Annotated in this window: 18 protein-coding genes; 8 read left to right on the top strand and 10 right to left on the bottom strand. The window is 41.5% G+C overall.

Translation table 11 applies throughout. The annotated features are described in order from the left end of the window. Window positions 1-121 precede the first annotated feature (121 nt). On the top strand, window positions 122-655 hold the full coding sequence (locus tag I8752_RS10035; RefSeq protein ID WP_214432164.1) for a hypothetical protein: 534 nt from the start codon (window positions 122-124) through the stop codon (window positions 653-655). 11 nt (window positions 656-666) lie between these two features. Beyond that, the gene (locus tag I8752_RS10030) at window positions 667-1,371 is read left to right on the top strand and encodes a P-loop NTPase family protein (protein ID WP_214432163.1); all 705 of its coding nucleotides are present in this window, start codon (window positions 667-669) and stop codon (window positions 1,369-1,371) included. A 324-nt stretch (window positions 1,372-1,695) separates the two neighbouring features. On the opposite strand, the gene cbiE is transcribed toward I8752_RS10030, so the two are convergent. Then, window positions 1,696-2,907 carry a precorrin-6y C5,15-methyltransferase (decarboxylating) subunit CbiE gene (cbiE, locus tag I8752_RS10025; protein ID WP_214432162.1) on the bottom strand — a complete coding sequence of 404 codons (1,212 nt, stop codon included), beginning with the start codon at window positions 2,905-2,907 and terminating at the stop codon, window positions 1,696-1,698. Window positions 2,908-3,075: 168 nt separating this feature from the next. Here cbiE and I8752_RS10020 point away from each other — a divergent pair, with 168 nt between their 5' ends. From I8752_RS10020 to I8752_RS10010, 3 genes are read left to right on the top strand one after another with little or no spacing between them, the layout of a single operon-like run. Continuing rightward, complete coding sequence (locus tag I8752_RS10020) at window positions 3,076-3,297, top strand: hypothetical protein (protein ID WP_214432161.1); 222 nt, start codon at window positions 3,076-3,078, stop codon at window positions 3,295-3,297. Between the two features lie 34 nt (window positions 3,298-3,331). After that, window positions 3,332-3,517, top strand: coding sequence for a ParE family toxin-like protein (locus I8752_RS37990; RefSeq protein ID WP_422615220.1), 186 nt, complete (start codon window positions 3,332-3,334; stop codon window positions 3,515-3,517). A gap of 48 nt (window positions 3,518-3,565) precedes the next feature. Beyond that, window positions 3,566-4,306, top strand: coding sequence for a DUF429 domain-containing protein (locus I8752_RS10010; RefSeq protein WP_214432160.1), 741 nt, complete (start codon window positions 3,566-3,568; stop codon window positions 4,304-4,306). A gap of 86 nt (window positions 4,307-4,392) precedes the next feature. Here I8752_RS10010 and glgP read toward each other — a convergent pair whose 3' ends face one another. Next, window positions 4,393-6,957, bottom strand: coding sequence for an alpha-glucan family phosphorylase (gene glgP / locus I8752_RS10005; protein WP_214432159.1), 2,565 nt, complete (start codon window positions 6,955-6,957; stop codon window positions 4,393-4,395). Window positions 6,958-7,577: 620 nt separating this feature from the next. Here glgP and I8752_RS10000 point away from each other — a divergent pair. Next, window positions 7,578-7,940 (top strand): DUF6464 family protein, encoded by a 363-nt coding sequence (locus I8752_RS10000; RefSeq protein ID WP_214432158.1) that lies wholly within the window; start codon window positions 7,578-7,580, stop codon window positions 7,938-7,940. 109 nt (window positions 7,941-8,049) lie between these two features. Here the strand turns inward: I8752_RS10000 and fmt are convergent, their stop codons facing one another. Further along, window positions 8,050-9,054, bottom strand: a complete 1,005-nt coding sequence (gene fmt, locus I8752_RS09995) for a methionyl-tRNA formyltransferase (RefSeq protein ID WP_214432157.1) — start codon at window positions 9,052-9,054, stop codon at window positions 8,050-8,052. Between the two features lie 957 nt (window positions 9,055-10,011). On the opposite strand from fmt, the gene I8752_RS09990 reads away from it, so the two are divergent. Then, complete coding sequence (locus tag I8752_RS09990) at window positions 10,012-11,331, top strand: hypothetical protein (RefSeq protein WP_214432156.1); 1,320 nt, start codon at window positions 10,012-10,014, stop codon at window positions 11,329-11,331. Between the two features lie 348 nt (window positions 11,332-11,679). Here I8752_RS09990 and minE read toward each other — a convergent pair whose 3' ends face one another. The 5 genes from minE to I8752_RS09965 all read right to left on the bottom strand — a co-directional run bounded on the left by minE (window position 11,680) and on the right by I8752_RS09965 (window position 16,379). Further along, a complete protein-coding gene (minE, locus tag I8752_RS09985; protein ID WP_214432155.1) occupies window positions 11,680-12,030 on the bottom strand; it encodes a cell division topological specificity factor MinE in 351 nt (116 codons plus the stop codon). A gap of 35 nt (window positions 12,031-12,065) precedes the next feature. Then, window positions 12,066-12,872: a septum site-determining protein MinD gene (gene minD, locus I8752_RS09980; RefSeq protein ID WP_214432154.1), complete on the bottom strand. Its 807-nt coding sequence runs from the start codon at window positions 12,870-12,872 to the stop codon at window positions 12,066-12,068. Between the two features lie 216 nt (window positions 12,873-13,088). Next, on the bottom strand, window positions 13,089-14,165 hold the full coding sequence (gene minC / locus I8752_RS09975; RefSeq protein ID WP_214432153.1) for a septum site-determining protein MinC: 1,077 nt from the start codon (window positions 14,163-14,165) through the stop codon (window positions 13,089-13,091). Between the two features lie 171 nt (window positions 14,166-14,336). Beyond that, window positions 14,337-15,662 (bottom strand): four-carbon acid sugar kinase family protein, encoded by a 1,326-nt coding sequence (locus I8752_RS09970; protein WP_214432152.1) that lies wholly within the window; start codon window positions 15,660-15,662, stop codon window positions 14,337-14,339. Window positions 15,663-15,716: 54 nt separating this feature from the next. Beyond that, window positions 15,717-16,379, bottom strand: coding sequence for a hypothetical protein (locus I8752_RS09965; protein WP_214432151.1), 663 nt, complete (start codon window positions 16,377-16,379; stop codon window positions 15,717-15,719). Window positions 16,380-16,634: 255 nt separating this feature from the next. Here I8752_RS09965 and I8752_RS09960 point away from each other — a divergent pair, with 255 nt between their 5' ends. Next, window positions 16,635-18,377, top strand: coding sequence for an ATP-binding protein (locus I8752_RS09960; RefSeq protein ID WP_214432150.1), 1,743 nt, complete (start codon window positions 16,635-16,637; stop codon window positions 18,375-18,377). A 6-nt stretch (window positions 18,378-18,383) separates the two neighbouring features. Here the strand turns inward: I8752_RS09960 and I8752_RS09955 are convergent, their stop codons facing one another. Together I8752_RS09955 and I8752_RS09950 are read right to left on the bottom strand one after the other, a co-directional pair. Further along, the gene (locus I8752_RS09955; RefSeq protein ID WP_214432149.1) at window positions 18,384-19,136 is read right to left on the bottom strand and encodes a nucleotidyltransferase domain-containing protein; all 753 of its coding nucleotides are present in this window, start codon (window positions 19,134-19,136) and stop codon (window positions 18,384-18,386) included. A gap of 126 nt (window positions 19,137-19,262) precedes the next feature. Next, complete coding sequence (locus I8752_RS09950; protein ID WP_225895567.1) at window positions 19,263-19,529, bottom strand: hypothetical protein; 267 nt, start codon at window positions 19,527-19,529, stop codon at window positions 19,263-19,265. Window positions 19,530-19,733: the final 204 nt, after the last annotated feature.

The following is a 19,733-nucleotide window of genomic DNA, read 5'->3' as shown; positions in this document are numbered from 1 at the left end:
GCTCCTTTATTTGCTTTGCTTCAGCCCTTTTGTCACCCTTTCAGTCGATGATTTTTTATCATTTGCTTGCTTGCGTGTGATGATAGGATGAATGAGATTTTGAGCTAATTCAGCGGCACAAATGGCACGCACAAAGTCTGGACAAAAGATTTCTATCGATAAACTCCAAGCTTCCGTAGCAAAACTAGAAAAGTTAGAAGAGAAACCTAAAAAAGAATTAACACTGCGAGAGAGTATTTATTTTCTCCGCACTCAGTTACAATCGGCTCTGAAGAAGGGCTACAGCTATCAAGACCTTTCTGAAATACTTGCCGCTCAAGAAATTCAAGTTTCGCCAGCCACGCTCAAGCAATACTTAACTGAGATTGATAAAGAAGAAAGTTCCAAAAAGCGAGGAACTAAATCAAGACAAGTTAAACAAGCTTCCTCTTCTACTGAGAATTTACCAGGAGCGGCAACGTCATCAGAACCTCAATTAACTCAATTTTCTCAAGTTAATGCAGATTTGACTCAACCGACTCTAGAAATTCCACAGAAGCAGTCATCAGCGGATAGTATAGAGCCTGAACAGGAAATTAGCAAAGTTAGTAGGCGAAGAAGTCCAAAAACTTCTAAGTCGAAAGCAAATATTTTAAATGATTTCAATCAGTACTAGAGGTAGCTGTTATGCCGACGATTCATTTAGTAGATGGTGAAAAGGGTGGAGTAGGGAAATCTCTAGTAACCCGGACAATGGTTCAGTATTGTCTGGATAAGAGAATACCATTTGTACCTATTGAAACCGATCGCTCTAATCCAGATGTCGCTGGTGTTTATAAGGGAATATGTCAGTATGCTGTCTTTACCGAAGATGAACGGCAGGCTGATAAAGCAGATCGCATTTTTGAGATGGCGATGTCTAAGCCAGTAATTGTCAATCTGGCTGCTCAATCGCATAGGGCTGTCAAAAACTGGATTGAGAAAAATCAGTTACTTGAATTGGGAACTGCTGAGGGAGTAACTTTTTGCAAATGGTTTGTGTCTACAGGAGGCTATGACAGTCTCAATTTATTTGTGCAGTCAGTAAATAGCTACGGAGACAAAATCCTTCATATTCTGGTAAAGAATTTCGGTTTGTGTGACGATTGGGAGCATGTTGAGTCAGACCCCGCCATGCAAAAGCTTCTGAAAAAACATAGAATTCAGGTCGTAGATTTTCCCAAGCTGGCATACAAAGAGAGAAATATAATTGACCAAAACCGCCTCACCTTTGCTGAAGCCAGAGACTATAAAGAATTTGGGGTACTTGGCAGACAGCGAATTGTGCATTTTCTCAAGCTTGCTTATGCTGCTTTTGAGACAGTCGGTATTTGGTATGAAGAGGTTAAGTAGAGAAGGTAGGAAGCAGAGGGGCAGAGGGGAAATAACAACTGACAACTAACTCTTGTACAGACGCGATTAATGAGCCAGCGCGTTACGGTGAGCAGTCTGTTGGGCGGCTTCGCCGACTTTAAGGAACTGTGAACCCGAAGGGGGAAACCCCAAGACCGCAGTGGCTCCCCGTTGTAGCAACTGGCGTCGCGTCTGTACGACAACTGTGGCGATCGCTTATTTCGCCATGAATTCGAGCGTCGTTATACAGCCCAGCCCAATATCAAAAAAGCTGAACTATTTGTAAAGCAGCTATCAGAAAAATTACTATCGTAAACTACATAATCAAGGCTTTACCACTACCCATTGCGTGACAGCTGCCATTGCCCGCCAGCCCAAAAATTTACCAATAGGTTCCGCTCTTTGGATGGCAATGCGAGTCAAATTACCCCCGACTTGTTCGTGCCATTGAAATAAGGTTTGCTCGCCTTCAACAGTGACGACATTTGCCACCAAACGTCCGCCTGGATGTAATGCTTGCCAGCAAATATCAAAAAGTCCCAGCGCTGTTACTCCACCACCAATGAAGATGGCATCAGGTGTAGGCAAGTCTTTGAGGGCATGGGGTGCTTTACCTGTAATGATTTGCAAGTTTGGCGTACCGAGGGCATTAGCATTATCAGCAATATAATGCAGTCTCGAAGAATTTTGCTCGATCGCAACTGCCCGACAGCGAACATGACTCCGCAGCCATTCGATAGAAATTGAACCGCAACCCGCGCCGACATCCCATAGCAGTTGTCCTGGTGTGGGAGCTAATGCTGCTAAGGTTATCGCTCTAACTTCTCTCTTAGTTAGCTGTCCGTCATGGTGATAGGCATTATCTGGTAATCCAGGCAACCTCGGCAAAGGCGCAACCCCAGCATCAGCAATACAATCAACTGCGATCGCATTCAAAGCCGCAATTTGGGTTTCACTCCAAGATGCAGCCGTACCTTCTACAATCCGTTCGTGAATGCCGCCCATACGTTCTAAGACCGTAATTTTACTACCACCATAGCCACGTTTTGTCAATATTTCGGCAGCGATCGCGGGTGTATCCTTGCCTTCGCTTAAAATCAACAGCCGCGCCCCCGGATAGATGTAAGACTGGAGTAGGGAGGGTGGACGAGCATTTAAACTCAAGGTTTCCACCTCAGTCAAAGACCATCCCAATCTGGCACTAGCAAGGCTAAAGGTTGAAGGTGCGGGGATAATTGTCATTTCCGAGACAGGAATATGCCGCGTCAAGGTGACACCAATGCCGTAACACATGGGATCGCCACTTGCCAGGACACAAATTGACTGACCCCGACGGCGGATAATTTCTTCTATTGAGGTGCTGATGGGAGATATCCAGGTGATTTTCTCGCGTCGGTCGTCTGGGGGCAACATTGCCAAATGGCGATCGCCACCGACAATTACTTCAGCTTGTTCGATGAGGGAACGAGCGATCGCACTTAATCCCTGTAACCCATCTTCGCCAATGCCCACGATAGAAAGCCATTTTCGTGCCATATCAATAGGATTACACCCTGGAACACCTCAACATTTTTGCATTAATATAGCGGTGCGATCGTCCTTCGCGCAGCCATCGCCTAGCCTGTATAAATTAAGTGAATTATCAGAAAATATCAATTTTGATAGGATGTAAGTCATAGTCCTAAATAAATTGAGGATAACTCAATGAACTCACTCCTAGAAATCGAAGCCGCTATTATGCAATTGTCTGGGGGTGAAATACGGGAGTTGTCAAATTGGCTCCAAGAATATCTTAATGATTCCTGGGACAAGCAAATCGAAGCAGATGCAAAATCTGGTAAACTAGATTGGATGATACAGCGTGCTAAAGCAGATATTGACGCTAATAGAGTCAAACCGTTAGATGAAGTCCTTAACAACCCCTGATTTTTAGCGCTCATATGCTACACTTTCACCGTAAATTCAAGAACAAGCCAGAAAAGCATATCGCCTGTGGATTAACAATCAATTTCATCCTTCTTTGCATTTCAAAAAAGTAGCACATGATTTGTGGTCAGTCCGGCTTAGTGGTGGATATCGGGCACTAGCATTGAAGAAAGGAGAGGATTATGGATCGCACGATGAGTACGAAGCGCTGATTGGTTGAAAGTTAAGCTAACTCGGAAAGTATTTTGATGATTCACTTCGCATTTCCATGAAATTTATCGGCATTGATTTAGGCTGGAAATCGCAACCAAGCGGGTTATGCTGCTTAGAATGGACAGATAAACAACTGCAACTACTCGATCTAGACCGCAAAGAAGCCATTGCAGATATCCTCACCTGGATCGAGCGAAACGTACAACCAAACGAACCAGCCATCATTGCCGTAGATGCACCTACTCTCATTCCCAATATCACCGGGAGTCGCCTACCCGATAAACTCACCCACAAATATTTTGGTAAATATCACGCTGGCTGCTACCCAGCTAACATGAATTTACCCTTTGCAGAACGCACTGTAAACTTTGGTTTAGAATTAGAACTTCGGGGTTTTGCACACGCACCCACTATCGAACCGCAAAAACTCAGCAGATATCAAATCGAAGTTTTTCCCCATCCAGCAATCGTGCATTTATTTGGCTTAGAACGCATCCTCAAATATAAAAAAGGACGCATCAACGAGCGTCGTTTAGAATTAATCAAGCTATATCAATATATTCTTGATATCCTACCTAATTTCTTGCCTCCACTGCACTTGGGCGATTCCTTTATTTTAGAAATTCCTACCACTGGCGCAGCCCTCAAAGCAACCGAAGATAAACTAGACAGCCTAATTTGCGCTTATGTTGCAGCACACTGGTGGTATTGGGGCGAGCAACGTAACTTAGTATTAGGCGATCGCACCACTGGCTACATTGTCATCCCCAAATCAGTGCTGAGGAGCGAGTGTTGAGTGAAGAAGAAAGTTAAGAGTAAAAAGTAATAGATATAACTCACAACTTTCTACTTATAACTCTCTTAAACTCAGCACTCAGCACTCTATTCTGCCCAAGCAATCAACCTTGGTTCATAAGAACTAGACAAATATTGATGTTTCGGCAACACGCGCAAAGACAAGCCTTGCAAACCAGAACTGGTGTAGGTGATGTCAGCCGTATAAACACTCAATTTTTGATTATCCTGTCCTTGGAAATCCATCACTACTGGTATAGCATTGACAATTTCACCATTGGCATCGATCGCACCTTGGTAGAGTTCTACCTGGACATCATCATTAGTCAAAGTTGACAAGTCAATTTTGGCTTTGACAGCAACGGTTTGGTTAACCTCAATGTCCGCAGCTGAGGATACGTCAATATCTTTGATTTTGATATTAAACCAGTCTTCGCTCAGTTTTGCTTTCCATTGGGCTAATTCTTTAGCTGGAGCATAATTATCGGTAGCCAAGATATGGTAGCGATCGCTAGCTGGGAAATAAGCTCTTAGTGCGTATTCTCCCACCATCCGCGCTGTATTAAAAAATGGACAATTCAACCGAATTGCATCTTTCATTTTGGCAACCCAAGGACGGGGTAAACCATCTACATCGCGGTGGTCGTAAAATAGCGGTACTACTTCTTTTTCTAGTAACTCGTAGAGAGCATTCGCTTCTACTTCATCTTGATAATTGGGATCGTCGTAATTCTCTCCGTGTCCAATTGCCCAACCCGTGCGGACGTAATCAGCTTCATCCCACCAACCATCGAGGACACTTAAATTTGGCAATCCGTTCATAGCGGCTTTCATTCCACTAGTACCGGAGGCTTCGCGGGGACGACGCGGTGTATTTAACCAGATATCGCAACCCGCTACCATCAATCTGGATATGTGAATATCGTAATTGGGAACAAAGACTACTTGTTTTTCTAAGTGTTGTTCGTGGATAAAGTGATTGATGTCGCGGATCAGTTCTTTACCGGGAATATCCTTCGGGTGTGCCTTACCAGCTATTACAAATTGTACTTTCCGGTCTTTGTTGCCCAACAAAATCCGCTTGATGCGTTCGATATCGCGCATCCAGAGGGTGGCGCGTTTGTAAGTGGCAAAGCGGCGGGCAAAGCCAATGGTTAAAACATTGGGATCTAAAACTTCTTGGGCTTGGGCTATTTCTGAGGCCGAAGCACCGCGATCGCGCAAATGTTTGACTAAATGCTCCCGGACATACAAAATCATGTCTAAGCGGCAGCGTTCGTGATTGCGCCACAACTCTTCATCGGGAATCGCATCCATCCTCTCCCACAATTGGTTCTCTGGCGGTACTGATGACCAATTTGGCCCTAGGTAGCGATCGTACAACTCTTGAGTTGATTTAGCTACACAACTACGAGCATGGACACCATTGGTAATTGCCGCGATGGGTACTTCCTCTATTGGGACTTTCTTCCACAAACCTTGAAACATCTGCCGCGACACCACACCGTGCAGTTGTGCCACTCCGTTAGAAAATGTTGCCATCTTCAACGCCAGCACCGCCATACTGAAAGGCCCGGATAAATCGCCTGTATTTTCACGCCCCAGCCCTAAAAATTGCTCTTTGGGCAAACCAAAAATCTCTGCATAGTGCCCTAGGTAGTACATAATTTTGTCGGGGGCGAATAAGTCAATTCCCGCCGGCACTGGTGTATGAGTAGTAAAGATGTTGCTAGAAGCCACAACTTGTCTAGCTTGGGCATAATTCAAGCCATTTTCTTGCATCAGAATCCGGATACGTTCTAAGGCAGAAAATCCCGCATGACCTTCATTCATGTGGTAAGCAGTGACGTTATACCCCAACGCTTTCAACATCTGTACGCCACCGATACCCAACATCATTTCTTGGTGGATACGCATATCGATGTCGCCACCGTACAGCTGATCTGTGATGTCGTGATCGTAAGGATTGTTAGGTTCAATGTTGGTGTCCAACATATACAGCGGAACCATTCCTACCTGTACGCGCCAGACTCTGGCATACACCTTACGCCCTGGATACTCTACAGCAATCCGCAGTTCTGAACCATCAGGATTGCGCTCTAGGTGCAAGGGCATGTTATAGAAATCGTTGATCGGGTAGCGTTCCTGCTGCCAGCCATCAGCGTTAAGATACTGAGCAAAATATCCTTGCTGGTAGAGTAAACCAACACCAACTAGGGGTAGCCCTAGGTCGCTGGCAGATTTGAGGTGATCTCCCGCTAGAACACCCAAACCACCAGAATAGACAGGTAAACAATCTACCAGTCCAAATTCAGCCGAAAAATAGGCGTAGCATTCTTTGGGATTCTGGCTGCGTTGTTTTTGATACCAAGTGCGTTCTTGCAAATAATCTGCTAACTGGCGATCAGCTCGATCCATTTGGGCCAAGAAGCCTTCATCTTCGACAACTTCTAAAAGCCGCCCTTGCGAGATAGTACCCAGCATTAACACTGGATTATGATGGCTAGACTCCCATAAATCGGGGTCTAGGCGACGAAATAAATCTTTGGTTTCAACGTTCCAGTCCCAGTGCAAGTTATATGCCAGCCGCCGCAGCGGTTCGAGTCGCGGCGGTAGTGAGGGAGAGACGTTGAATGTGCGAATTGGCTGCATAGGTTGGCAATACTCCTAGTTTAGCTATGGCTATTGTTGACTGTCCTTACCCAATGTTGCCAATTCTTTATACTGTGTTTGTAAAAATCTGATGACTTTGTTAAGGTTTGGAAACAATTCTTTCCTTAGCTGCTAAAGTTTACACCAAGGTCTTTCTACGTCTAGACGTTTCCTTGAAGCACAAAGTTGTTATATTAAAATTTAATTATTTTCTAGGTTTTAAGAGTTCAATACACATCTGTTTGAACTAACGATAAATATTTCTATTTATTTTATATTCAATCTTTTAGTTACTACTTTCTCGCTCGGCACACAACAGAAATTCCATACTAGAAATTATGAGTTTGGGAATAAAGATCGTGGGTGTTTTGTAGTGGTCTGCCAAGGAAACTTTGCTTGGTTAAAAATTCTCCGCGTCTTTATGTCGGCCTTAACCCAACAATTTTGGGTTGGTCGAGTAGTAGGCACAACAAAAGTAATACAAATATTTTTTCCTAATCCCCAGTGGCTGATTCCTAGTCCCAGAATCTAGTCAACCATTAATTATATTCTAAATTCGGTAAGCTAGAGTAGGCTACTGCGATACCATTTTTATAATGTAAATCACATCACATAAACTTATGGAGCCAGACTCTTTACCAACCGAGGTAATTCTGACGCATCCGCGTCAATGCCTTGGTAGAGTCCAACTCGATTGGACACCCCAACCTGGAAACTATCTAGATTTTGAAGGAAAAACCTACGCTGTTTTAGAGCGCCGCCACAGATACCAAATTAAATTAGGGCGTTACCACTTGAATAATATTGCTATTTACGTCCAGTCTGCTCAAAGACCAGCTGAAAAAACTTTAGTACAGGGACGTTGGGTAATTGGTGATGCCACTTGTAGTTTTAATGCTCATTCTGAAATCATTCGCTGTGCAGTTAATCCAGAGGGGCCTTGCGAATCTTGCCGCTTTTATGAAGAGTCACAGTTGTCGTAGAGACGCGATTATACTCTTACGAGAAGCCGCTCTGACGAGCGTCTACGCGTCTCTACAAAGGTCAGTTGTTTTATTTCTTCTGCTCCCCCGGCTGCCTCATCCCCCTTCCTTAACCCCCAAGACCAAATACTTCTCCTACAGTTAGGCGAGTACCATTAACAAAATCCCAGCCCGATTGGGGGCGTTTGCCAGCTGGCTGAACTTCTTGCAAGAGCAACAAACCCTCACCAGTTTGGACGATCGCTCCAATTCCCTTGGCGATGCTTACTATTTCTCCAGGGCTACCCGATATACTTGACAAATTAGGTAGTTTGTGAATTGACTTTTGTAATTCTGTTGGGAGTTCGCGATCGTAAGCAGAACCAAGGGGAATGGTAGCTGTAATTTTTATGGGGTGGCTGCGAAAGGTAGCAGTACAGTTTGGGTAAAAGCCTCTAATTTGATTGTGTAATTGGATAGCACTTTTTGACCAATCTAATCCGTAATCCTGCTTTTGAATCAAAGGTGCATAAGTCGCTTCAGAATTATTTTGCAAAACTGGTTCAATTTCTTGACTTTCTAGTTTTAAAAGAGTTTCTAGCAGTAAATCTCCACCAATTGTAGATAGGCTTTGGGCTAAATCTTGGGCATTATCAAGTAATCCAATAGGTGTAGTTGCTGTTAGTAGCATTGCTCCGGTATCCATCCCCGCATCCATTAACATTGTGGTAATCCCCGTTTCCTTTTCACCGTTATACAGACACCACTGAATCGGAGCTGCACCTCGATATTTAGGTAAAATCGAGCCATGGACATTAACGCAACCTAACTTTGGCATATCTAAGATTTTTTGCGATAAAATCTGTCCGTAAGCAACAATAACAAACACATCTGCGTCTGATTGTTGGAGTTGTGTTAAAGTTTCAATGTCTTTTTTCACTCGCTGGGGTTGCCATACTGGCAAGTTGTGAGCGATCGCAACATTTTTTACTGGTGAAGGGGTAAGTTTATTTCCCCTTCCCCGACGTTTATCTGGCTGGGTCACAACTGCCAAAACTTCAAATTTTGGTTGATTCAGCAACTTTTCTAGGGTAGGAACAGCAAATTGAGGAGTACCAAAAAATATGATTTTCATTAGTTAATAGTTAAAGGTCATTGATGAATAGGCATAGCCATTAGTCATATTCTCTGCGTCCTTTGCAGTTTGCAAATACTTTCAATTACACTAGCGAAACTTGGGTTTATTTGATAGACTTGTGAAAAAATAGCAAGCAGATAAGCTGATATCAAATGCATTTACTGCTGACATTTCTAAATTATTTAGCTATGTCTACCGATAGGTAATTTATGTATAAATCAGTCGGCACAATCAGACCAAACTATGTGAATAAACATGAACTAAATTAAAATCCTCTTTCCTTGTGCCTTGCGCCCAATCTCAATGATAAATATTCACCCTGACTTACTCACCTACTTAATCTCTTTTATTACTATCCTTTTGGATTTGGCTATAAGTATATTTGCGTTAAGTAGATTGTACTCTCGCAATTGTTACAGTTAACATTAAGTTATAGCTGAGGGTGGATGCTAATAGTATTTTTCGAGTATCATGTGATGTGCGTCATCTTTCCCAGCTTTTAAAGTAACGCCTCACTTCTACCGTTATCGGGGTCTGTGCTGTTGTAGCAGGAAATTAGGGGAGCCTCCTGCGACTTAGCTATTGCTAACGCCACTCCCAACAGTTCAGCTATTCTGCTCTACCTTTGTGCTGCTAGTATCTCTAGCCAACATCAGACGTTTAATACTCTTTAACATAAGTTAAGGGTAGCAAAAGTCTATATTTATGCAGTCATTACTTAGTTAATCTGCGTTTGTTTTCTGCTGGCATAATTTCCGTATAAATAAGCGAATGCTAGTAAAAGGTGCGAATAATGATACTAAACTTTTGTAAAAATATTCAAACTTGAAGCAATTTATCTCATTAAACTCGTTCAACTTTTGAGTTTGTTGTTATACCTGTAAATATCGCCTACCCACTTGCTACACAGTCATTGCTCCTCACACAGCAACCACGCCTCTAGAGAGTCTACACATGCTTAAATCCCTCTTGCTGTCAGGATGGTTCCGCGCTCAACCATTTCTCAATTACATTGTCGTTGTGATGCTGATTGCTCCTTTAGTTGCAGCATCTGGTCACGCTACTTCAGCGAAACAATTGAAAGAAGTAGCAAAAGTTACTTCAGAAACCGGAGAATCTGATGTACCTCAGGAAGTTGCTGCTGTTAGCGAACCTGAGTTAGCTGATATATTAAAGCCTTCTCCAGCCACCTCGGCAACTGAAGAATCTGACTCTGTATCATTGGAAATGAATGCTGGAGATCCGCCAACATTACAAGCGGACAACAATGAATCTTTGGTGGCAAAAGATTATTCTCGATCGAGTAGCGATCTAGCCGATATCGGTTCGTTGGCAGCAGTAGAACTCGCACCGATGCCAGAGATATCTGTTAGTAAACTAAATTTAGCACCAAAATTTAAAACTGCTCGTAGCCAATCTTTGACAGGAGAAAATAATTCTCTACCGAGTAAAGTGCCTGTAGTGAAGACATTGGCAACAACTCAAATTACACCAGTCGTACCAATTCTGACAGAATCACAACTAGATTCAACTACGGAAACACCTGCCGAACAACCTGATGAGTCACAAGCAGTTCAAACAGACCCAATCGGAAGTCCGCATCCGATACCTTGGAAGTGGATTGTAGCAACTCAAGAAGCTGTTGGTTCCAAAGGGATTTCTGGAGTCCGCTATTACCGTAGCGTACCTGTGGTTTCTCCTGATGGTAGGTATGTGGTTTACAGTCGGGTACAAATGGAAGTAAAACCCGAAATGTATAACAGCAGAGTTACTAGCGTTTTATTTGTAGAAGATAAACAAACTAAGAAGTTACAGGTGATGGCTTCTACTGCTGCTGTCAACGATCCTTTAGCGAGTACAAATGTTTCTGCGGCGGAAGCAAACGACACCAATGGGAAAATTGGGGTGTTAGTTCCTGTTAGTTGGTCGGAAAAAAGCGATCGCTTCTTAGCACGCAAGTTTGAAGGAGTATTCAACACAGGCGATGCTACAGATCGTGCAGTGATTTGGGATCGGCAAAAAAATCAAGTCAACACCGTTGCTCCCGCCCAAGAGGAAGCTGACCATGAGAAAATTGCAGTGTTATTAGGTTGGAGTAAAAATCAACCAAATAATGTACTATTCCGGGCGGGTGAAATGGGAGACGAAAACTGGCCTTTAGTACAAGTTGATACTAATGGTAAGACAGTGAATACTACAGATGCAGATCAGCCGATTACTTTTGGTCAAAAAATTACAGAAGTTTGGCCGGGTTCACAAGTCGCTTCTAGATAGTTTATCTAAAATCAATTAATTCCCGTTGTCACTAAAGCTGATAACGGGAATTGTTTTGCGATCGCACAAAAATAATATTTTTTTGAATTTTAAATTGAGATAGCTTTCGGCATTTGGCTTGGAGTTAATCTATGGCATGTTTTCTTAATTGGTATAGCTGGGGATTGGGGACTGAGTGAAAAGTCTTTTTGTGTCTAGGTTTAATCGTCTGTATGATGTCCAAACACTACTGGCGACCGCTATATATAGCAAAGTGCTGAGTAAAAACCCAGTTGCTTTAAGGCTTTGAGCAATTAAAAATTGTTTGCTTAAAAAACTCTTTCCGAGCAAAAAACCAAAATTCAAAAGTCAGGAAAAATCTTGATTCTTTTGGCTTCTGACTCCTGAATCTAGACTTTTTGGAGAATCGCTGCTATCTAATTCGGATGTTTCTAGCAACATGTCTTTGACGCGACGGATCGGCAAATTAGCAATTAAGGCTGTCGTTCGTTGGTTGCTTTCTAAAGAAAATTCCAAACCATTCGTCTCAACTTCAACATAGCGACAAACTATTTCTAAAATTTCTTGTCGCATTTTTTCTAAAATCTGAGGTTCTAAAGCTGCGCGATCGTGGGCAATCACCAATTGCAGGCGACGTTTTACTTGAGCGCGACTGTCATCAGAATTGCGAGAAAAAAGTCGTTCTAGAAGTTCAATCATTGCAAATAGGTCTGGGGCGAACCCTGGAAAATGAATTAAACAATCTTTGTCCACAATAACTTTCGCAGACGCGCGAAAATATTCTCTTGGGGTGAGTCGAAATCTAGAAATTCAACGGTTTCCCCTTCTAATCTCCGAGCAATGTTTTCAAAAGCTAAAGCAGCTATAGAGGGAGTTTCATTTAATACCAAAGGTTCTCCGCGATTGGTAGAGACAATAACACGCTCATCGTCAGGGATCACCCCAATTAAGGGTATTGCCAGAAGTTCCTGAACATCTTGCACTGACATCATATCATTTGCTCGTACCATTGCGGGTCTGATACGGTTAATTATTAAATGAACGCGCTTGACACCTTGGGCTTCTAGCAATCCAACTACTCGGTCAGCATCACGAACAGCGGAGATTTCTGGCGTGGTGACAATTAAAGCTTCTTTGGCGGGGGCGATCGCATTTTTAAAGCCATTTTCAATCCCAGCCGGACTATCAATCAGCACGTATTGATACTTTTGTGCTAGTGCATTCACCAATAACTTCATCTGTTCGGGATTGACTGCATCTTTAGAACGATTTTGCGCTGCTGGCAAAAGTACGAGGTTGGGTAGCCGCTTATCTTTCACCAAAGCTTGTTCTAATCGGCACTCTCTAGATAGCACTTCTACGGCAGTATAAACGATGCGGTTTTCTAGGCCGAGCAGCAAATCTAAATTTCTCAGACCAAAATCCGCATCAATTAGGGCAATTTGCCGCCCCATTTTGGCTAAAGCCATACCTAAATTTGCTGAAACTGTGGTTTTACCCACCCCTCCTTTGCCGGAGGTAATCACAATAATGCGAGTCATGATGTGAATGCGCTCGATTGACGTTCAGGAAATATAGAACAATAAATTGAAGTATGTAAATTGAAGTATAAAGTATGAAGTATCGTATCAGATATGAAGAAATATCCGATCGTCATGACGAGAGCGAGGTGAATGTTTTTTATTTCATCCTTTAGCCTTTATCCTAGCTTGCGGCAAGTCGCTTTGCGTCTACATCCTTCATCTTCAAGTTAATATTTATAGGACTTGATTGATCCTGTTGAGTTGATTTTTGGAAAAATCAATTGCCCTAGCAATGCGAATTCCTTGGGGCGTAATATGGGCCACTTCCGGAAAAAACTGCATTGGCGATTTCTCTGGTGCTCTAGCTACAGTATCTGCAATCCGCAATTGGGTTGGTTCCATTTGCAAGGCCATAATCAGGCACTCACGATTGCCACCAGCACCAGCATGAGCTATTCCTCGTAAACGCCCCCACACCAAAATATCTCCTTCTGCAATTACAATACCACCTGGATTTAAATCTCCCAAAACAATTACCGAACCGGGATGACGAATTTCTACTCCAGAACGTATGGTCATTTCCAGGTAGAGGGCATCTGCTTGGGGGGCCGAGGCTGTTTTCAATTCCGAAGTGAGTAATGTTTCTGGTTGTATTTGTTCTACAGAATAACCAGATGTGACAGCAGCGATCGCAGTTTGCCGACGACTTGTTGCTACAGATTTCAGTTGTAGTTGAACTTCGCTAAAACTCTCAGCGAGTTCTTGCAGCTGTCTGCCATCTAATAAGCGGTCTTGTGCGATTAAATGTACTGGTGTATTGGTTACACGCAAGCGATCGCCTGCGTTCAATCGTAACTTTAATTGTTGCCAAATTTCAGACCAAGTAAGTTCTGAAGCAGGTACTTGAAATTCTGTTGGCAAAATTACTACTAGTCGTCCCTCCTCACTTTTCAATTGAACTTGGATGTTATTTGGGAATTTATTCTCTACTATTGCTGATTCAGTGAAATTGATATCTAAAAAAGCAGAATTTGACTCTGCATCGATGGGAACAGAATTAGATTTCATATCTAGGATTGCAGGCTTTGACTCTACGTCGTCAACGGGAGAATTTGACTTTAAATAGAGGAGAACAGAATTTAGCTCTGCATCTGGGATGATAGAATCAGAATCTGCGTCAGAAATGGCAAAATTTGGCTCCATATCAAACACGGTAGAATTGACATCTATATCCGAAAGGTCAGAGATTGATTCTGCATGAGGAAGTGCAGAATTTGACTCTAGATCGGGAGTAACAAAATCAGAAGTCATGCAGCACCAGCCAAAAGACAAGGAATACACCGAGTAAGAGAACTCCAAAAAATAAATTATTCCGCTTAAAGTTGTTGACTGCGAACAGTCAACAGTCAACAATAACAATGGAATATTTTTTACTTGGAAGTTCCTAGTTACCAATATTAGTTGCATAATGCAACAATATTTTCACTTAGTATTTTTAGTTAATCTTTTGTAAATTGTCCCTAAGGCATCAGCATCGCCAACATTACCAGGAAATAGTACAACTGGCAAATTAGGAAACTGGGGATGGTCAGAATTTGTAATTACCATCGAACAACCAGGTAAAATTTGACCGAGTAACCGAGCTGAGGTTAAGGCAAGACCAGTACTCAGGATATCGTTTGAGGTAATGCCACCCTTACCGATCAAAAATCCGATATCCGATGGTAAACCTCGCACGATATCCATTAATAGGCTGGAAACCTTGACCCCAAATTCTAATCGTGTCTTGACATCCTGAAAAGTTAGTTCTTGACGACTGGTATAAACTACTGGTGTTTTGCCAGCGTTGTGTACCCCGCGAATCTTTTCGAGGATATCGTTTAGTAGTGTAGCAGATTGATTTTCTCCATCAAGTAATCGTGCTACCTCCACTTCGATTCCTGCTATGCCTTCTACTTGTAATAGTGCTGCTAATTGCTGAGTTGTCTTTTTGACATGCGAACCGACAATGATTGCACCGGGTTTACCTTGGCGCACGTACTTTGCCATGTTTTCTGCGGCAATGGGTTGGGGAGGTAAGGCAGCTAAAGCCGTTAAGATACTGGCAGCACTACGAAATAAAAAGCGTTTCCCAAGACTTGCTGCGGCCAACACATCAACTGCAAAGGAGTTGAGATCGGTTTGGATTTCACCATCGACAACAGCGCACTGGTTACTACTGAGTTTTAGCAAACGTTCTCGGCTACCACTACGAATATCGGCAAGTAAAAATCTTTCTACTGTCTCGGCACTAATACGTCCTTGAGTTTTTTCTTCTACGTATTTGGGTAAATAGCTGTGATGGTAGCCGAAGACTGAATCTTTGGCAAACTCAGTTTCATGTACTGGGGTGGGTATGCCATCGATAATCAAGTAATGTACGCTGTCACGGGTGATGCGTCCGCCTTCAAAAAATGCAGGGACGAGAAAATGAGCGTCAAACGGGCCGAGTATAGATCCGATCGCATCTGTTTCAATCGGGTAATGTCCCCGCAATGTAGAATCAGAACGGCTGACAATCAAAAAATCTGTAATTCCTTCAGCAGCTAACGCCAGTTTCAAGTTCTGGCAAACTTCTTTCGTCACAGTTGCTGCTGACTCCGTAGGCATAGCTCTGGTATTAGTTAGCACAAAGAAAATCGGCGAATCATCCCGTAATCCGATGCGTAAAGTGTCTACATCCCAACGCATTAGCAGCAAACAGCTGTGAACTGTTTGCGAACCTGTGGGGTCATCATCCAGGACAATTATTTTCGGTTTATTGCTCATTTAAATCTCAGGTGCGACTGTATTTATGGGAAAATTGAGTGAGGAAACTTCAGCTTAGTTTTGTTGTAATTTTTTGATTTCTGCTTGCACATCAAAGGCAATTTGCAAAGATTGATTTAAAAGTTGACTGTATTCGCTGGCTTGACTGCTAACTTGTAAAGCTTGCAGATTGGCTAAATTGTTGACAAATAACTCTTGATTATTAGCAAGTAATTTTTTATTATCTCGTAAAATCCGTTCGCTTTTTAGAGCTAGGACTAAATTTTCTCTAATAAGTTGTAAGGCAGTAATTACTTTTTCTCGATCGTTAATACTACTTTGGGAATTTCCAGACGTTGCTAATTGGTCGTTAATATCTATTGCTTGGACAACAGTATGATATTTATCGACTTCATCTAAAAGTATTGTCAGTGCTTTAGGAAAGGTGATGCGTCGCCATAGCACTCGCCCAATTGTGACTGCGATCGGAACTAAAATTAGTAAGAGAATTCCCAATTTAATTGAAGAACCAATGATTGGCAAAATTAGAAATGCATAAATCAAACCAACAATTATTGGGGTTAGCGCCAAGGCTACTAGCATTTCATTAATAAAAAACCCTATTCGCTTCTCGCGGTCTTTCATCATAGAAGGTCGAAATACATCATCTGGGTCGAAACCAGTTAAACGTCTTAATTCACCTTTGCTAATTTCCAAGCCTATTAAGTCCGGCTGCACGGCTGGATACTCCTATGGAAGTGCGAGTTGCTTATTTATGATGGCATTTTAATTAGGATATGAAGCAGGGTGACAGAGGGTTTCTATCTTCTGGCCGAAGTCTAGAGGAAAACCAACATCTTACTTTGAGGCTTCATCGAATATTTTGCTTTACTTAACATAAAAATTAATCATAAACCCTACATATTCAAGACTTTAGGGAATTTTAAGTATAGAGAGTCTTGGCAGTAAACACTCTCATACTTATTAAGATCTATGAAAATTAGCCAAAAACTGACAACAAGTTTTTTAGGAGTCGCTGTACTAATGGGAACTATCGGAAGTCTGGCTGTGACTCTACAAAGCCAAGTTTCTCAAAAAAGAGCTGTAGAAGAAGCTAAATATGTTGCTGAAACTATTGCTTATTTTGTCAGCGAACACCTTGAGAAGGATTTGGCAGGAAAAAACAAATCGTTAACTGCTGTCGATTTAGAACGTCTTCAACACAATATTACACGTCTCCATGCCTTGAAAAAACGCGATATTGAAATCATCGATCGTAACGGCATCATCATAGCAGATGTAGTTGCTGCCGATGTGGGTCAGCATTTTGCAGATGATGAACATGGAGAAGTTAGGCAGACCCTCAAAGATGGTATACCTAGAACCTTTATTGAGGTTAGCAATGACTATCCCCAAGGTATTAGGCAAATTGTAGTACAGCTCAAAAACGACGAAAGCGGTGAAATCTTTGGAGTCATGCTTTTAGAGTATACAAATCTCCACAACGAAATAGCGATCGCAACACAAAAAAGCATGATGGCGATTCTAAGTATCACTTGTGTAACTAGTTTGCTTGCGGTAGCACTAGGATATTTCATTTCTGCAAGTATATTGCAGCGAATTGAGGAATTACGACAAGCTTCGCTGAATATTGCTCAAGGAGACTTAGATTACAGAGTTGAGATGGAATCAAAAGATGAGATTGGTGATTTAGCAATCTCGTTTAACAAAATGGCTAATCACTTGCAGGAGTCGAAAACTGAATTAGTCAAAACTAATCAGAAATTAGTTAGTGAAATTGTCGAACGCCAGCAAGCAGAGACAGAACTTCATCAAGCACTTCAAAATTTACGGCAGATGCAAGCACAGTTAATTCAAACTGAAAAAATGTCTAGCTTAGGTCAACTTGTGGCGGGTATCGCTCACGAAATTAACAATCCTATCAACTTCATCTATGGTAATCTCGTTCTCACCCAAGGATATACTCAAGATTTGTTAGATATTGTGTCTCTTTATCAAGCGCATTTTCCTGAACCAGGAGAAAAGATTCTCGCAAAAGTAGAAACAATCGATTTAGAATATTTGATTGAAGACTTGCCAAAAATGCTTGCTTCTATGAAGATAGGAGCCAATCGCATTCGGGAGATTGTTTTGTCGTTGCGTAATTTCTCTCGTTTAGATGAAGCTGAACTCAAAGCTGTAGACATCCACGAAGGTATCGATAGCACACTGCTAATTTTGCAAAATCGACTCAAAGCCAAATCAAATCATTCTGAGATTGAAATTATTAAAGAATACGGTCAATTACCTTTAGTCGAGTGTTACGCTGGACAGTTAAATCAAGTTTTTATGAATATTATTAACAATGCGATCGATGCTTTAGATGAATTCAATCAACAGCGCTCAAGTGCAGAAATTCAGGCAAAACCTAGCACAATCCGAATTCGTACAGAGGTGATTCATGGAGAATGGATAGCGATCGCCATAGCAGATAATGGAGGAGGAATAAGTCAGGAAATCATTTCTAAACTGTTCGATCCTTTCTTTACAACAAAACCTATCGGCAAAGGTACGGGGTTAGGATTATCGATTAGTTATCAAATTGTCACAGACAAACACTATGGAAAAATCTGGTGTAATTCTGCACCAGGAAAAGAAACTGAATTTATCGTTCAGATTCCAATTAAACAGCAACTTCCTGCTGGAAAAATTAGGAATAAGGAATTAAAAACTTAAAATTTCCTAACTTTTCATTCTCAAGTTTACTAGCAAGTTATGTAAAGCTTCCTTTGCTGTTGGTGTCTCAGGTAGCGTACTAGCTTCATACGCCTCTTGCAAGCGATCGCGCAGCCTTTCGTATTCTCTATAATGAAAAGCTATATCAACATTTGGTAAAGTTGACTTTTCTACTTCTGCTAGTTTTTGGGCGATTAAATCAGAAATGTATGGTAAATTAAAAATTTGATTAAGTTTAATTAAATTCGCTTCAACTATTCCTGTTTGCATTAAGTAAATGCCAGTCAATAGGACTCGATAAATATAAAGCAATGGCTTGACTCGATGTGGCTGTTCTTTCTCAAAAAGTTTCCATTGCGTTGCGGCAAAACCAAAGTAATGATGGCTATGATGACGAGTAACACAAGCTTTAGCAATTACTTTTAATTCTTCATGTTCTGGTGTAGTTTTCAATATTAAAGGTGAGTAAAGTTGCTCTAATACATAACCATTCTTTTTTAGAAGCAGTAAAAAGAACTTTTTGATATCGTGAGTTACCAAATCAATTTCTAAAGATTCACGAGATTCTGAGATTTCAATAGTTTCAGCCCCAGAATCTAATCCCACCACTTCTGGCACTGGTAAAATATGTACGCCGCGCAAATCATAATCAGAATCTGGTGACGGAAAACCATACAAATGAGAACCGCTAATCGTAGTAAATAAAAGTGGGTAAGGTTGTTGCTCGATTATCGTGGTAATAGAAGCTGGAATATTCATTTAAAAGGTCAGGTAAATAGTTAAATCTAACTGCAAAAAAAGAGATTAATAAAGACTTTCAGCTTTGCAATAAATTTTAGTTGGCGGGTTGCTAAAGTATTTTAACAATGCTGGACATAGCCATCCTTATAAGTTTTTTTCGCTCCAGCGATACCAATGTCCTCCATACTCTTCTTTTACCAAAATCAACTCTATTTGGTAACTGGGAAAGGGATTTGCAGAAAATAACAGTTTAAAACCTTCATCAACATTAGCAATGTCTTGAATGAAAATATCAATCATTTTAGGTATGCCGCTAACGAATGGTTCTTGGACTAATCCCATTCGCTCATCATCAAATACCCATGTTTGATTATGTCTGTATGGGAAAATTACCATCATTGAGTTAGTCATCAGTAATTAGTTATTAGTAATTGCTCATTTATCCTATTTCACTGTTATATTTAAGGATTACCGCAAAATCATCTAAATTTATCTAAAATCTGTTGAGGAGAGTAAAAAGGCTACTTTATCCCGCTCTCACTCAGGCGAGCATAGCGCAAATTTATCCAACATTCAGCGAATTCTCAGTCATCAAGTTTATTCTATACAACTATT

The sequence above is a fragment of the Dendronalium phyllosphericum CENA369 genome (genome assembly GCF_016056275.1).
In the GTDB taxonomy this organism is placed as follows: Bacteria; Cyanobacteriota; Cyanobacteriia; order Cyanobacteriales; family Nostocaceae; genus Dendronalium; species Dendronalium phyllosphericum.
The sequence above is the reverse complement of the archived record's forward strand: the minus strand, read 5'-3'. Positions and strand labels throughout refer to the sequence as shown.